Origin of the sequence: Streptomyces sp. NPDC057136 (assembly GCF_042670885.1) — a bacterium.
Classification (GTDB): Bacteria; Actinomycetota; Actinomycetes; order Streptomycetales; family Streptomycetaceae; genus Streptomyces.
Map to the genome: position 1 here is coordinate 176,771 of NZ_JBHUUV010000009.1, position 15,089 is coordinate 191,859.

The 15,089-nt window shown below is 66.8% G+C and carries 13 protein-coding genes and 1 tRNA gene; 8 read left to right on the plus strand and 6 right to left on the minus strand.

Features of this window, described 5'->3' with window-relative positions; all coding sequences use genetic code 11:
* Position 1: 1 nt before the first annotated feature.
* From ACFT7S_RS14495 to ACFT7S_RS14505, 3 genes are all read right to left on the minus strand, one after another.
* Entirely contained in the window at positions 2–937 is a 936-nt protein-coding gene (locus tag ACFT7S_RS14495) for a bifunctional MaoC family dehydratase N-terminal/OB-fold nucleic acid binding domain-containing protein (RefSeq protein WP_382731375.1), read from the minus strand.
* A gap of 8 nt (positions 938–945) precedes the next feature.
* Positions 946–2,103 (minus strand): acyl-CoA dehydrogenase family protein, encoded by a 1,158-nt coding sequence (locus ACFT7S_RS14500; protein ID WP_382731198.1) that lies wholly within the window; start codon positions 2,101–2,103, stop codon positions 946–948.
* A 217-nt stretch (positions 2,104–2,320) separates the two neighbouring features.
* Entirely contained in the window at positions 2,321–2,632 is a 312-nt protein-coding gene (locus tag ACFT7S_RS14505; RefSeq protein WP_382731201.1) for a hypothetical protein, read from the minus strand.
* A 345-nt stretch (positions 2,633–2,977) separates the two neighbouring features.
* Here ACFT7S_RS14505 and ACFT7S_RS14510 point away from each other — a divergent pair, with 345 nt between their 5' ends.
* Positions 2,978–3,913, plus strand: coding sequence for a bifunctional DNA primase/polymerase (locus ACFT7S_RS14510; protein ID WP_382731204.1), 936 nt, complete (start codon positions 2,978–2,980; stop codon positions 3,911–3,913).
* Positions 3,914–4,052: 139 nt separating this feature from the next.
* A complete protein-coding gene (locus ACFT7S_RS14515; protein WP_382731207.1) occupies positions 4,053–4,280 on the plus strand; it encodes a hypothetical protein in 228 nt (75 codons plus the stop codon).
* A 237-nt stretch (positions 4,281–4,517) separates the two neighbouring features.
* Here the strand turns inward: ACFT7S_RS14515 and ACFT7S_RS14520 are convergent.
* A tRNA-OTHER gene (locus ACFT7S_RS14520) sits at positions 4,518–4,643 on the minus strand.
* 497 nt (positions 4,644–5,140) lie between these two features.
* Here ACFT7S_RS14520 and ACFT7S_RS14525 point away from each other — a divergent pair.
* A complete protein-coding gene (locus ACFT7S_RS14525) occupies positions 5,141–6,274 on the plus strand; it encodes a hypothetical protein (RefSeq protein ID WP_382731209.1) in 1,134 nt (377 codons plus the stop codon).
* 186 nt (positions 6,275–6,460) lie between these two features.
* Here ACFT7S_RS14525 and ACFT7S_RS14530 read toward each other — a convergent pair whose 3' ends face one another.
* Together ACFT7S_RS14530 and ACFT7S_RS14535 are read right to left on the minus strand one after the other, a co-directional pair.
* A complete protein-coding gene (locus ACFT7S_RS14530) occupies positions 6,461–6,826 on the minus strand; it encodes a hypothetical protein (RefSeq protein WP_382731212.1) in 366 nt (121 codons plus the stop codon).
* A 14-nt stretch (positions 6,827–6,840) separates the two neighbouring features.
* Positions 6,841–8,094, minus strand: coding sequence for a helix-turn-helix transcriptional regulator (locus ACFT7S_RS14535; protein ID WP_382731214.1), 1,254 nt, complete (start codon positions 8,092–8,094; stop codon positions 6,841–6,843).
* A gap of 623 nt (positions 8,095–8,717) precedes the next feature.
* Here ACFT7S_RS14535 and ACFT7S_RS14540 point away from each other — a divergent pair.
* From ACFT7S_RS14540 to ACFT7S_RS14560, 5 genes are all read left to right on the plus strand, one after another.
* The gene (locus tag ACFT7S_RS14540; protein ID WP_382731216.1) at positions 8,718–8,852 is read left to right on the plus strand and encodes a hypothetical protein; all 135 of its coding nucleotides are present in this window, start codon (positions 8,718–8,720) and stop codon (positions 8,850–8,852) included.
* 14 nt (positions 8,853–8,866) lie between these two features.
* A complete protein-coding gene (locus ACFT7S_RS14545) occupies positions 8,867–10,054 on the plus strand; it encodes a JmjC domain-containing protein (RefSeq protein ID WP_382731219.1) in 1,188 nt (395 codons plus the stop codon).
* Complete coding sequence (locus ACFT7S_RS14550; RefSeq protein WP_382731221.1) at positions 10,051–10,959, plus strand: aldo/keto reductase; 909 nt, start codon at positions 10,051–10,053, stop codon at positions 10,957–10,959. The genes ACFT7S_RS14545 and ACFT7S_RS14550 overlap by 4 nt, the downstream gene beginning before the upstream one ends.
* The gene (locus ACFT7S_RS14555; RefSeq protein WP_382731223.1) at positions 10,940–11,794 is read left to right on the plus strand and encodes a hypothetical protein; all 855 of its coding nucleotides are present in this window, start codon (positions 10,940–10,942) and stop codon (positions 11,792–11,794) included. The genes ACFT7S_RS14550 and ACFT7S_RS14555 overlap by 20 nt, the downstream gene beginning before the upstream one ends.
* Positions 11,795–12,041: 247 nt before the next feature.
* Positions 12,042–13,763, plus strand: a complete 1,722-nt coding sequence (locus ACFT7S_RS14560) for a fibronectin type III domain-containing protein (protein WP_382731224.1) — start codon at positions 12,042–12,044, stop codon at positions 13,761–13,763.
* The last annotated feature ends 1,326 nt before the right edge of the window (positions 13,764–15,089 follow it).

Below are 15,089 nucleotides of genomic sequence, written 5' to 3' on the forward strand. Positions count from 1 at the left end.
GTCAGCCCTCACTCCCCCGGAACACCGGAAGCTCCAACTCGGGGTCCGTACGCAAGAATTCGAGCCGCACCGGCATGCCCGGACGGATCTTGTCGGACGGCACCCCAATGACATTGCTGACCATCCGCACCCCTTCGGCCAGCTCGACCAGCCCCACCGCGTACGGCCCCGGCTCGTCGGACCGACTGAAGGCGGGGAAAGGCGGATGGTGCATCACGACATACGAGAAGACGGTGCCCTCGCCGCTCGCCTCGACGGTGTCCCACTCCTGGCAACCGCACTCGTTGCACCCGGGGAGCCAGGGGAAGCGCAGCGTCGCGCACTCCGTACAGCGCTGGATCAGCAGTCTGTGCTCGGCCACCCCTTCCCAGAATCCGGCGTTGTCCCTGTTGATCACCGGGCGCGGTCGCAGGCTCCTGGGGCTCTGCTTCCCTTGGACGGGCCGGTACTTGAGAATCCTGAAGCGATGCGTCCCGGCGGGCTCACCGTCCGCCTGGACGTCCATCCGTGTCGTGACGAAATACCCCGTCCCCAGCTTGGTCGTCTTCCGCTCCGAGACCGACTCGATCACCGCATCGAAGGTGATCCGGTCGCCGGGACGGAGCGGCCGCAGATACTCCTGCTCGCAATCGGTCGCGACCACCGAGGTGTAACCGGCGCCGTCGAGCAGGGTGAACAGCTCGTCGTACGCCTCGGAACGGTCCGAGTGCCCCGAGAGCCCGCCCATCGTCCACGCCTGGAGCATCGTCGGCGGCGCGATCGCCTCCGGCCCCTCGTACGCCGGGTGACTGTCCCCCATCGCCTCGCACCAGTGCCGGATCATGGCCTGGTTGACCACGTCCTTGCCGACGCCCGCGGTGGCCGCGGCCCGACCCTCGTAACCCTTGATACGCCGGTGGAGCTCGTCCGGCTGCCGCTGCCCGCTTCCCCCTCCCAGCCCTTCCGTCACCGCTTCCCCCTCTTCATGCCGAGCCGCATCGTCGCGACGATCTCCCGCTGCACCTCGCTCACCCCGCCCCCGAAGGTGTTGATCTGCGCCGCCCTGTTCATCCGCTCCAGCTCCCCGTCCCCGAACGAACCGAGTGAGCCGCCGCGGACCATTCCGGCCTCGCCCGTAATTTCCTGGCACATTCGATACACCTCGACGGCGCTTTCGGTTCCCACGAACTTCACGCCGCTCGCCTCGCCGGGGGCCAGTGAGCCCGCCCCCACGGACCCCACCAAACGCCAGTTGAGCAGGCGCGTTGCCGCCAGCCGGGCATACGCCTCGGCCAGCCGGGATCGCACCCAGGCCTCGTCAACCGGCCGCCGCCCCGTCACCGGATCGGGGGTCCGGGCGCAGGCCAGGGCCGCGTCGTAGAAATCCTCGGCCTGCATGCCGATCGCGGCGAGCGCCACCCGCTCGTGATTCAGCTGGTTGGTGATCAGGCCCCAGCCGGCGTTCTCCGCGCCGACGAGATGAGTGACGGGCACCCGGACGCGGTCGTAATAGGTGGCCGTCGTGGTCAAGCCGCCCACGGTTTCGATGGGTGTCCAGGCGAAGCCCGGATCGTCCGTCGGCACGAGAATGATCGAGATGCCCTTGTGCTTGGGCGCTTCGGGGTCCGTACGGCAGGCGAGCCAGATCCAGTCCGCGTTCTGGGCGTTGCTGGTGAAGATCTTCTGCCCGTCGATGACCCAGCACTCGCCGTCCCGTACCGCCCTCGTACGAAGCGCCGCCAGGTCCGTACCCGCCTCCGGCTCGCTGTAGCCGATCGCGAAGACCAGTTCGCCGCTGAGAATTCTGGGCAGGAAGTAGGCCCTCTGCTCGTCCGTCCCGTACTTCATCAGGGTCGGTCCGACGGTGTTGAGCGTGACCATCGATACGGGCGCGCCCGCGCGGTACGCCTCGTCGAAGAAGACGAACTGTTCGTCGGGACCCCGGCCCTGCCCGCCGTACTCCACGGGCCAGCCGAGTCCGAGCATGCCGTCGGCGCCGATCCGCCGCAGCAACGCGCGTTGCTCGGCCGGGTCCTCCGCCTTCGTATCCGGCATGACATCGCGGAAGTACGTGCGGAGTTCGGCGCGCAGCTGCTGCTGGCGTTCCGTCGGGGCGAGGTGCACGGCGGCGTCCTCCCGGGCGTACGGATCGGTGAGGTCAATGACGTTTCTGACTGTCCGTCAGATTCGGTCGGACTGTCAAGGCCGCTGCCGCACCTCGAGCCTGTCTCCACGAGGCCCGCACCGCACAAAGGTCTGCGCGACGGCACCGAAGTGCCGCCGCGCAGACCGTGCTTCACCTCGCCGCGGACCTACCCCCCAGCAGCCCCCGGCCTCCGGCTCACCAGAACGGGGAGAAGTTCACCGCGTAGTTGTGGTTGGACTGGTTGATCGCCGTGAAGGCCGAGCCGTTCACCTGGGCCGAGTTGCTCTGGTTCGAGGCGCCGGACCCGACCGCCTGCTGCTGCGAGGTCGACGAGTTGCCGAAGTTGTCGCCACCGACACCGCTGACGCCGATCGTCGCCACCGCCGCGTTCGATCCGTCGTTCGCGAAGGAGCCGTTGTCGGCTGCTGCCACACCACCGAAGAGTGCGACAGCGAGCGGCAGGGCGGCAACAGCGGCGAGGGCGCGAGCGGTACGAATGCTTGCCATGTCAATTCCTCCAGGAACCGAAAGTACGGCTTGTTACGGCTGTTACGGCTGATCCCGAGGCAGTTGGCCGACCGCTTCGGAGTTGGGCACGACGTCGCAGAACCAGAGTTGCCCACCGAATCCCCACCGAACCACCCCGCAGCCCTCGATTCCCCCTCAAGCGTGAGGAACACCCGATAAACCTCCCGCGCGCCCCAAAACCCCAGCTCACACGCCCTGCCCCCACCTCATCCCGCACCCCCCAAGGGAAAAAACGTTCCTGCGTCACCCTCTCGACCCTTCCCCGGCCCCCGACACCCCCCTCGCACTCTTCCCTCTATCGAACGCTTGTACGATAATGAATGCATGGCCACCATCGACTGGCAGACCGCCACCCTGGCCCTGGCCCACGCGCTCGCCGCCGCCGAGCGGGGGCTCCCCGTCATCCCGTTGTCCGCCACCAAGCTCCCCGCCCTGCGCTCCCCCCACCGCGGCGAAGACCCCCTGGTCCGCTGCCGGGGCGCCTGCGGACTGCCCGGCCACGGCGTCCACGACGCCACCACCGACCCCGCCGCCGTACGCGCCCTCTTCGCCGCCGCCCCACGCGCCACCGGCTACGGCATCGCCTGCGGCCGGCCACCGCACCGCCTCATCGGCATCGACCTCGACATCGACATCGACGCGGCGCACGGCAGCGACTCCATGGCCGCTCTCCAACAGCTCGCCGAACGGCACCGGTTCACCATCCCGCCGACCATCACCGTGCTCACCCCGAGCGGCGGACGCCACCTCTGGCTGACCGGCCCGCCCGACGTGGCCGTACCGAACTCGGCGAGCCGCCTCGCGCCCGGCATCGACATCCGCGGCTTCGGCGGATACCTCGTGGGCCCCGGCTCGGTCACCACCCACGGCACCTACCGCCTGGCCCCGGGCACCGCCCACCTCACTCCCGCCCCGTGCCCCCGCACACTCCTCCGCCTGCTCACACCCCCCACGCGCCCCCACCACCCCACAGGCCACCACCCCACAGGCCACCGCCCCACAACCCACCAACCCGGAATCCGCCAAGGCCAAGGCCTGATCCAGTTCGTACGGGCGGCACGGGAGGGCCAGCGCAACACGCGTCTCTTCTGGGCCGCCTGCCGCGCCTACGAACACGGCTTCGGCGACGACCTCGCGGACGCCCTCACCGCCGCCGCGGTCCACACCGGCCTCTCCGAACAGGAGGCCAGAGCCGCGATCGCCTCAGCAGCCCGCCTGACCACGGGCCGCCGGAACACCCCTGACGAGCGAACACCGTAGAGGCACCACTTCAGTTCCCTGTGACCAGAGCCGAACTGCGGGTGGCCGTCACCGCCTTGTACCCCGTGAGCCGACTCCCGCCGGCGGAATTGTGGGCTCCACCACAGCACCGCCCGGCCCGGCCTGATGAAGTGACCGCATGCTCGGACTACTTCTCCGCCTCCTCCCGATCCAGGTCCGCGAGCCCTTGCTCGTCGCCCTCGGCCTTCCGTTCAGCGGCTTCCTCTTCTACGCGGCGGTCCGCGACGGAGAACCTGCCATGGCCGCCCTCGGAACCGCAGTCCTCGTGTTCACAGCCATACGCGTCTACACCCTGGCCCGCCTGCTGCGGGCCCGCCGCACAGTCAACGCCGCCGACGGCGCGTAAGAGGCAGCGATGCGGCTTCGGCCATACGGTGCGGGTAGCTCCGGGCGGTCGTAGAGGAAGAGAAAGCCATCTCCGTACGCTGATAGGGGCACCGCCCAGTGACAGCTCCGGCCAAGGCTGCGTGCGTCGGCCGAGATCAGCGGCTGCACGAGGAACTGACGGGGAACCACGGGGGCTGGAGAACAGCGGTACGAAGAACGGCCCCCGACCGATTCACCCGGTCAGGGGCCGTTCACCTGCGGTGGGTGTGGGATTTGAACCCACGGTGACATCGCTGCCACGACGGTTTTCAAGAGAGTGCTGCGAGCAGCGTCTTCGTCGTGCATGACCTGCACGTTCCCCCACCTCTGGGTCACTCACCGCCGCTGGCGGTCCACACCTGGTCCACTAGCCCATCAGATACCTCTGGGTAGGTGCTCAGACAGAGCGAGCGTCTGGGTGATCCAGCGCGCAGACACCTTGGCAGGAGTGAAGCTCCGGTGATGGTGGCGGATCTCCTCGCCACGCGCGTTGCGCAGCACGCCAAGAGTCGAAGACTCCAGGTAGTTGATCAAGCAGGCCCTTGGCAGCGAACAATGCCACGCTCGCCACGCCCGAGCCGGCCAGAACCCAGAGCGTGATGGTCACATCCACTGGTTCCATGCTCCTTTCACCGTCTGACAACGCGTCCGTTGATGGGGACACGCTCCAAGGGAAGCTGTGCGTCTCAGCTGTCCACCAGTGCCTCGGACGTTCCTGCTGAACTCCGGACAGTCGGCTCACCGCGCCCTAGTCTGAACCGAACTGAGCTGGACAGTTGTGGCCGATGCTGGACGACACTGGACAGACGGCGGGAACGAACCATGAGACGGGGCAGCGCGATGGCTGAGGACTCCCTGGCGAAACAGCTGGGTCGCTTGCGTGTCCGGGCTGGCAACCCCTCACTACGAGACCTGGAGAAGCTCACCGACCGCCAAGGCAGAAGGATGAGCCGGGCCTCTATCCAGGACAAGTTCTCCGGAAATAGTGGTCTGAAAATGGTCCAGTTGCTGGCCCTGGTTCGAGCATGCGCCGACTACGCGCGCTCGATCGGCGCTCCGCTTTCTCCTGAAGATGTCGATGAGCAAGTGTGGCAAGAAAAGGCAGCGCACCCTACTGCGCCCAAAAATTGGCATGCAGTTGAACCGCCGCACGAGACGGACCCTAAAAAATCCCAGGATCAGGGAACCGGCGACCCATCTGATCTACAGGAACTAATCCCGCCCCTCATCAACGCCGGCATGGACGATATCGCAAATCTCGCAAGGCAGGGAGCAATTCGCTCCCTAGAGACATGGCTGCCAACTGTCGTTGTTGCACTCGGCCGCGCACATATGGATTACCTAGGCTTCCTCAAATTGGCCGCACATGCACCACCCGGCCAGATAGTGAAAATCCTCGAATCGATAGCCGATGACGGTCCAGAAAATATCGGCAATCGATACTTCCAGACCTGCCTGCTGGCTCAACTCCCTTCCGAGGTACCAAAGCTCCTGGTCGCCCTTCGCCGGAACGAAGGGGAGCTGAGCTTCTGGTACGCACACCATTTCGTTGACGCCATTCTCGGAAAAGGCGAATGGTCAGGGGGTACCAGGCCAGATCTGGCCGACGTCCTGCGCGCACTGCGCGCCGCCACACTGAAGGACGACGCCGATGAACTCGCAGAGAATATCGGGCTGCACGCATGGCCCAGAATGGCATTGGCGACTGCCGGAGCCATCCCTGAAGCATTCCTCGGGGATCGAGAGCTCATCCTGCACGCAGGAGCACAGGGGGGACCGCATCGACTCTTGAGGTTGATTAACTGCCTGAAAACGGAGCAGATTCCGGGAATCGAACCGCGCGCGACCCTGGAGTATCTACTGACGGCGGTACCCAAGGGGAAACATGCGGATTTCTCTCGCATACTCAACGACTCCGGAATGCAACCCGAGGCTCAACGATTGCTAGAATTGGAAACAGAAATTCCATTCTAGTTTTCGAGTAACGTGGGAATATAAAGAATCACCTAGGCGCCCCCGGCTGCGAGTCTCTATCGAGAACTGCCGCTCTGGCACTGAGGTTTCCACGAGCGCACGCCCCCGGTCCACAGCAGACTCGGGGGCATGTGCTGCGCTAGGGCAAGTAGTAGGTGCTCTTCGCCTATCCACTTTCAGGGGTGGTCAGCTGAGTGCCTTCTCGATCGCTTCGAAGATGTCGACGTCGGTCTCCTGCTGCCAGGACGGCAGGTCGGGCCAGTCCGCCACATACCCGGGCTTCGGGTCCTCGAAGTGTTTGAACATCTGAGCCGTCCAACACGTCGCAACGAACCGGCTCTTCTGCTCGCGGGACAGCCTCGACGCATGGCCACCGCTGAGCTCGATGAACTGCTGGACCTGAGCGTAAACCGATCCGGCGGCGTCACGCTCCCACTGTGGGGTGTCGTCCCACGGGGTGACGTAGCCAGCCTTCGGCTCTCCGGGGAAGTGGTGGTGCACTCCCGCGATCCAGGTTTCCCGGAAAAGTCGTGCACCTTCGGTCTGCGACATGCCTACCCCTCTCGTCACGGCGTGCTCAGTGTGGCGATCTCCGCCCCCAGCTCCGCCACGCGGTGGTCGCGGGCCAAGGGTCCGAACTCGTCGCACAGGTCTCGGAGTCTACGGGCGACGTACCCGGACGCTGAGGCTCGGGCCAAGCTGATGGCCTCTCTGCCGTACGCCACGACCTGTTCGGCGTCACGCCGCTTAGCGCCGATGGCTGCCAAGTCGGTAAGCACTGCTCCACGTCGTCGGTAGGACTGCCCGGACGCCAAGGCCGTCTGCTCCAGGGCGTTCTTCAAGGCGCCCTCCGCCAGGTCGAGGCGGCCGAGCTGCACGTATCGCGATCCCCGCGCCTCGGCAAGACGGGCGCCGTCGAATCGGAGCCATCCCCCGTTGACGCTGCCCGCGCTGAGTTCGCGGACGTTCTCCGCCTGGTCCATCGCGCGCTCGCACGCGTCCAGGTCACCGAGACCCGCATACGCCTCGGCCTGGACCGAAGCGACCCAATGCCGGGTCGAGAGGTTGTTGTCACCCCGGACGGCCAGTCGTTGGGCCGCTCCGAGCATTTGTGCCGCCTGGTGATAGCGCTGCTCGGACATGTCCACGTAGGCGTGACGGACGAGCGCGCACGCCCACAGGTCGTACGCTTCTGCGTCCTTGCTGATCGACGCTGCCAGCGAGTACGAAGCGGCGGCGTCGGAGTACCGGTTGCGGTCGAACGCCACCTCGCCGGCCAACTGGAAGAGGTCGGCAGCCGCGTTGAGGAGTGGGCGGGCGCTTCCGCGGTTACCCGCCAGGGCCTCGTTCAGCGTCGTCAGCTGGTCTCGGATGACGGGGTAGACGGAACCCTTGGAACGAGCCAGTTGGTAGACCTGCCAGAGATGGCTGTTCATATGTGCGAAGTCGGCGGGCATCCCCCTACGGACGCCCTCGGTGAGGGCCTCTGCCTCATCGACCGGCAGGACGGTCAAGGCCCCGCTGACCGTCAGTATGCGGAGGAATTCGCGGCGGATCATTTCGTCGGAGTCTCCCGCGCTCGGGGGGTCACTGGACTGGTGCCCGGCAATCTCCTGGCCTGCGGCTCGTGGCGGTGTCAGGAGAGCGTCCAGCTCTTGGAGGCTGACTTCCAGGGCAGCAGCCAAGCCTCGTCGCTGGGGCGGCTGAGGGGCGATCCTGCCGCTTTCCCAGCGCCCGACCGTTGTGCGGTCCACGCCGAGTAACTGGGCCATTTTCTCCTGACTGTAGCCCAGGGCCCTGCGTCGCTTCGCCAGTCCCATGACGCCCCCTTCCCGTGACTTCTGCCCCGTTGGTGCCCGTGCACGGATCTGCGTCAAGAGTGCCGCATCGATGCCGTGGAGACCTCCGACTCCGCACGGTTTCCTGGTTGTTGTCGCAAACAAGGCGGGCTGGGAACTGCGGAGAGGTGCGGACATGCCAACGCGAAACGATGCAGAGGGTCGCCGACACGAAAGGGTCTCATCGACGGCGGACCTGAGCAGCGAACCCCGCGTTCTGATGACGCTGCGCGTGTCCCGCGACTCCGGGCGTTCGTGGTCGCAGACGACTGCCATGCGGGAGGGCGACCCCTTCGTCATCCTCTCGAATCCCGGGTGCTACCCGCCGTGCGAATGTCCCCGGTGCCTGGGCCCGTCCGTATCGGCACGTGCGCTTCGCCGGGTGGCGGCTGAGCCCGGAGCGGCGTAGTGGATGCCTTATCGCGGTGGGTGCTGCGCAGGATCGGCCAGTTTGCGGGCCCCTTGTACGTGGCTCTGATCGTCGGCTCTCTGGGCCTGTTCGCCGCTTGCATCTACGCCATGCCATAGCGGCCCTTCGGTCCGCCCGACTCCAGTCTTCCCGCCGGGCTTCCGGCGGGAGTTCCCCAAGTAGAGAGGCAAGTTCAATGGTGGAAGAGAACAGCACTTCGGCGGCGCCCGAGGGCGGCCTGCTGGTCGCGAAGCGGAAGATCGTGGCCGCTCGCACCCGTACCGAGCAGGAGTCCGACGTCAGTGGCGGCCGTTCCGACGGCAACGACTGATCGGGCCGCCCACGATGCTTGATGCTGCCTCGTGGGCGGGGCGTCTGGGCGGGGACACGTTCCTCGCCCAGACGTACAACCGCTCCTACGCTCACTTCCCCGGCGCCGCCGACACGGCGGGCCTCTTCTCCTGGGACGACCTGAACCGGATCATCGCAACTCAGCGCTTGGAACCGCCTCGGCTGCGACTGTCCATGGATGGCGAAACGGTCCCCGTGCATCAGTACGCGGTCCCGACAACGACCCGCCGCGCGGTGACCTGGTCCCGCATCCAGCCGGCCGAACTGCACACCCAGCTCAAGGATGGCGCTTCGCTCGTCCTGGACTCGGTCGAGAAGATCCACCCGCCCATCGGGACGGCAGCCGAGGGACTGGAACGCTTCCTCGGAACCTCCGTGCAGGTCAACGCCTACGCCTCGTGGACGGAACGGGAGGGATTCGGGCTCCACTGGGACGACCACGATGTCGTCGTGGTCCAAGTGCACGGCTCCAAACGATGGCGACTGTACGGCTCCACGCGCCAGGCTCCGACGTTCCGCGACGTCGAGTCACCGCAGAGGCCCGAGGGCGACCCTGTGGCGGACATCGTCCTGGCGCCCGGAGACGTGCTCTATCTGCCGCGCGGCTGGTGGCACGCCGTCACCGCCGATCAGGGCACGGAATCCCTGCACCTGACCTTCGGCCTCGTCTCCCACACCGGCGCGGACCTCCTCCACTGGGTCGTGGACCAGCTTCGATCCGCCCTCGCGCTGCGCAAGGACATCCCGCGGTTCGACTCGCTGCCTGATCAGTCGGACTTTCTCGCGGCACTGCGCCGGGAAGTACTGGATCAGCTGGCAGACCCCCGGCTCGTGGAGCGGTGGGCGGAGTCGATGGACACCACGCACCACGGGCACGCGATCCCCTCCCTTCCCTACGTGGACGGGCTTCCCGCACGGCCGGAGATCTCCGTGCGTCTGACTGCTCCGAGGGGCCGTGTGGTGGAGAACAGCGGACACAGCACAGTCACGTTTTCGGCGGCCGGTACCGCGTGGGATTTCTCCGACTCCGCCGCACCGGCCCTGCGGCGGCTGCTCCTCGGCCGGCCGACCACACTGGGCGACCTCGCCGACTCCGCCGGGCTCAACGTGAAGGACGTGGCCGCACTGATCTCGGTCCTCATCGAGGGCCAGGCCGTCGCTGTCGTCGGGACCGCACTATGACGGCCGCCCTGGCCCTGGGGACCTACCGGGTCCGCGACGTGGCCGAAGCGGCCCGTATCGCTCTGCGGGCCGGAACGCCCTGGATCGACACCGCACCGAACTACGCCGACGGGATGGCGCACCACCGCCTCGGACCGGTCCTGCGAGAGCACCCGCGCGCTGCCCGGATTGCCACCAAGGCTGGGTTCTTCACCCGGGGGCAGGCTCAGACAGCCGTGGCGCTCGGCGTCCTCACCGAAGAAGATGCCGCCGTCGGCCACAGCCTCGACCCCCGGTTCATCTGCCACCAGGTGGAAGAGGCCGTGGACCGGCTCGGGCGCGTGGACCTGCTGTTCGTCCACAACCCTGAGCGAGCCACTCGTCACGCAGATCGTGCCGCACTGCGCCGGCGGCTGAGAGAGACGTTCACCGTCCTGGAAGGTCTCGTGCAACTCCGCCGGATCGGCGGCTATGGAGTGTCCACTTGGTCGGGCCTTCGGGAAGGCGCCTTCAGCGTCGTCGAGTTGGTGGCTCTTGCCCGGGAAGCTGCAGGGTCTGAGGGGCACCATCTGATCGGCCTGCAGATGCCCGTAAGCCTGATCATGGACGCACCGATCACGCAGGCACTCAACGGCGGCGGCCCCCTGGTCCAGGCACAGGATGCTGGGATGATCACCTTTGGCTCCGCGCCCCTGCACGGCGGCGAACTCCTTGGTGCCATGACACCCGAACTGACGGGCTTCATCCGCCCCGGTCTCTCGCCCGGCGCCGCCGGCCTGCTTGCTGCCGGTTCCTGCCCGGCCCTGGACGTAGTACTGACCTCGGCCAGCAGCCTCGACCACTGGGACGATGCTGCCAAGGCCCTGGCCACGCCTCTCACCCGCGAACAGCTCAGGAGAGTGACCGATGAACTTGCCACCGGATGAGGCCACCCGGGCCCTGATGCAGGCCGCACACCAACAGGCCGCCGAAGCAGTTGGCTTGACCTGTACGGGGCCGATGGCCTGGGGCTTCGCGGGCCTCACCCTGGGCCGCCGGTCGGGCAAGTACTGGCTACGGGTCAGCCGCGGCCTGATGAAGAACGCCGGACGCAAGCAAGGACAGGGAATCACCGGCGCGGACCTCCTGGTGCCGCGCGACGTGCCGCGCCCGGCCCTGCACGGAACGTACGACTGGGTGCAGGGGGAGTACGCCTTCGAAGCCGAGGTGCTCGACCTGGTGGAGCACCCCGTCATCTCGCCCCGAAGCCCCGATCTCCTCCGCAACCCTGCCCTCCCCGAGCAGTGGTGGCAGCTGCTGAAACGGGCGCTCGACCGCTTGGCGGATGTGGAAGGGACCAAGGAAACCGTGCGAGACGAGTGGATCGAGCGCGCCTTCCCCCAGTTCCTTGGCATCCCCGCCCCGTCCAAGATCGAGCGCGTCACCGGTCATGGTGACGTTCACTGGGGCAACCTCACCGCAATGCCGCTGACCCTGCTGGACTGGGAGCGCTGGGGCCGTGTGCCGGTCGGTTACGATCCGGGCCTTCTCCACGCGTACAGCCTCCGCGTGCCGCTCGTGGCCACCCGCATCCGCAGTCAGTTCGCCAATGTCCTCGACACCCCCGCCGGCCGCATCGGTGAGTTGGCCGCACTCGCAGAAATGCTCCAAGCCGTGGCGCGGGGCTTCTACCCCAAACTGGCGCCTCTCCTGCTGGCCCGCGCTGAAGAACTGACTGAGGTTCGGCCTCCGGTCTCGGCCCCGGCTGAGGTCTCGGCCTAGGGCGCTTCTTCCGGATCTTCGTCTCGAGGGTCCCGTGCGGGCGATACAGTGCGCGCCGTGGACATACCCGACTGGGTTGCGGTGGTGGGCCTGGTCAACCATGCACTTGACCATTAAAGTGCCTGCACAGCGGTGTGATCATTCTCCCGCCGCACCTCCCCCCTCGCCTTGTCCGCGTTACCCGCCTGCCCGCGCCCTGGCACAACGCAGTGGCGGCGAGCCCGGGCCTGAAGGGGCCTTTCTCCACGTGAAGAACCGTATCCGGCTGAGATCCGTGTCCACCGCTGTCGTCATCGCCACAGCGAGCGGCATACTTGCCGCAGTGCCGGCCTCGGCCGCCGTCACATGCACATCCCCGGTATTCAAGCGACAGTTCTTCGCGAACACCACGTTCTCCGGTACGCCGAAGAAGACCGACTGCGACTCAGTGATCAACCAGTCCTGGGGCACGGGCGCCCCGGCCGCCGGGTTGCCATACAACAATTTCGGCGTCCGCTGGACCGTTACCCGCGACTTCGGATCGGGCGGGCCCTTCACCCTCGCCGCCGAGGCGCGAGACGGCATACGCGTATACATCGACGGTGTACGCAAGATCAACCTCTGGAGGAACGTCTCCACGGCCGTCAGGACAACCGTCAACGTCACCGTCCCGTCCGGAAAGCACACCCTGCGCGTCGACTACGTCAACTGGACCGGCTCGGCCGACGTCAAGCTGACTTACGCGCCCCGGACTTCGGCCACCGTCGACAAGGTCCAGCCACTCGCGCCCACCGGTGCCACCGCTGCTTACAACGCGAGCACGCTGAAGGCGACCCTCACATGGGCCAAAAACAAGGAAATGGACCTCGCCGGCTACCGCGTGTACAGGCGGCTGCAGGGCACCAGCGCCTACATCCTTGCCGCGACCACCACCGGGACCAGCTACACCGGCGCCCCACCGGCCACCGGCCAGATCTTCTACTACGAGGTCCGCGCCTACGACAAGGCCGGGAACACCTCCACCGGAAGCACCGACCAACCCGTCCGCACCGCAGACAAGACCCCGCCCTCCCGCACGGTGGCTACCGTCGTCATGGGCACCGACCGCACCCGTGAGAGCTTCGTCGTCACCTGGAAGCCCGTGGCCGATGCCGCACAGTACCGGGTACTGCGCATCGTGTCGGGCCACAGCACCTGGACAGAGGTCGCCCGCACAACCGGTACGACCCTCACCGACTACGTACCCGCCACGGGCAGCTCGGTTCGCTACCGCGTCGAGACCTACGACGCCGCAGGCAACGTGGCACCCGTCCAGGCCGGCGACGAGGCCTACGCAAGTGCCTGGTGGCATCCCCGGGCGACCGACGTCACCGCCTCTTACCAGGGCAACAACACCGCCCTCCTGCACTGGAACCAGCCCCAGGACACCTTCGCCCTCACATGGAGCATGTACCGCCTCAACCACAGCATCGGCGTCCCCTCCTCCGGGGAAGGTACGACCCCGGAGCAATGCCGCGACCTCACCTACGTCACTGAGGGCGACCACTTCCGCTTCAGCTGCCTCGCAGCGGTGACTCCGGGCGCGACGAATTTCTTCTCCGTGGAGCCGTACCACAGCGAATCCATACGCGCGCTGCCCAGTGCCACCGTCTCCGTCGTCGTTCCATCCGCCCCCGCGCCCGCCACCGACTTCACCGGTGTCGCAGACGGCCGCCGGGTGGACCTCGGCTGGACCGGGAGCACTTCGGGGGACGTAGACCACTACGAGGTGCACAACGGCGTCTGGTACCCGGCCACCTCCCCCGGGAGCGAAGGTCGGTTCTACACCTACAACCAGGTCGACGTTCCGAGTGACACCACCAGCATCAGGTGGCCATGGCTCTACATGCAATCGATGGACTTCGTACTCATCGCCGTCAAGCAGGACGGCACCAAACTGTCTGCCGCCCAGTCCCCACGGGTGCATTTGCCAGACCCCGCAGTCGGCTAGTTCCCACCCCACCCTGACCCCGGCACTGTTCCCCTGTGCCGGGGTCTTCGCGTTCCACGGCCCCGCAAGCTTGAATCGCGCCGCGGGCGGCTTCGTCCGGTGTTCTTCTCCCAGTCCTGACTCGCGCCCCCACCCGTTAGCCACGACGCTCCCGCGCTGTGACGATTGCCCGTCACGTGGCCCACCCCGCACCACGGCGGACCTGAGCCACCCTGCCTGTCGTTGTCTGTGCCTCCGTGCGCCATTTCTGGATTCCGGCCTGGGCTAGGGCTATTGGCTGGGCGCCTGGTCGTGGTGCCTGCGTCGGATCGCACTGCTGGTGTGGGCCCGGATGTTGCTGTTCGGGATGGTCGGGTTACTTCCTGGGCTCTGTCGGATCGCTTGGTCTGGCCTTGCGCGCTGAGTGGACGGGGCCGCCGGAGCGGTGGCGGAGACATGGAGCGTCGGCGGCCATGGGCCGCCAGCGCGCGCGGCCCACGTGAGCGGGCCGCCTTGATCCAGTAAAGAAACTCTGAACAGCTCCGCTGCCGCACTTCATGGGCCCTCACGCGCGGGGCGTTTCGGCTACTGCCTCCCCGCCCGTGCTGCCCCCATCCATGTATGACCCGATCTGGTCATGAATACGCCGGTACGTTCATCGTCTCGCCGGAAAGTATCCACAGGGTCGCCGTTGCAGGATCGATTCCGTGCACACGGCGTCAGTTCCCTCTGCTTCCTCGTGCGCTCAAACCGGCCTGATGTCCAGCCGAGTTGGGCCGCGTGCTTCTTCTGCCTACCGACCGGATGGGTGCTCGACTGGGCCGAAAGGTTGCCCACAGGGCAGGGATGCCCGCCTCCCGTGGATCGACGCGAGGGGCTTGTTGAGGTGACGCGCATCACAAGACGTCACACGGGGGCGCTCCAACACACCTCTATGGGCGTACCCCGGAATCCGCTCGTCGAGGGCGGGCCCTTATAACACGACATCGCCGGTTGGGGAAACCGGCGCTTCTCCGGACCATTGAAAGGGTCAGCGATGTGCGGAGTGGAGGCGGTACACGTGGCGGGACGCATAGGCGGTCTGTTTCACCGCCGGGCGGGAAAGTTGGAAGTTGCTTCCCGGTACGCGGGATTGGATGCAGTCCCGGTTCGAGTTGCCCGCGAGGTTGCGGCAGGGTCTTGCGCAAAGAGGGGCGCGGGGAGGCTTGCCTGCCTGGTGTCGGGCTTGCCCGGTGGAGCGCTTCGAGGCTTGCCGGAGAGGTGTCCGGCTTGCCGGATGGAACGGGCAAGCCCTGAAGCGAGACGGGCAAGCCTCGGGGCAAGCCTTCAGGCAAGCGTTGAGGGCTT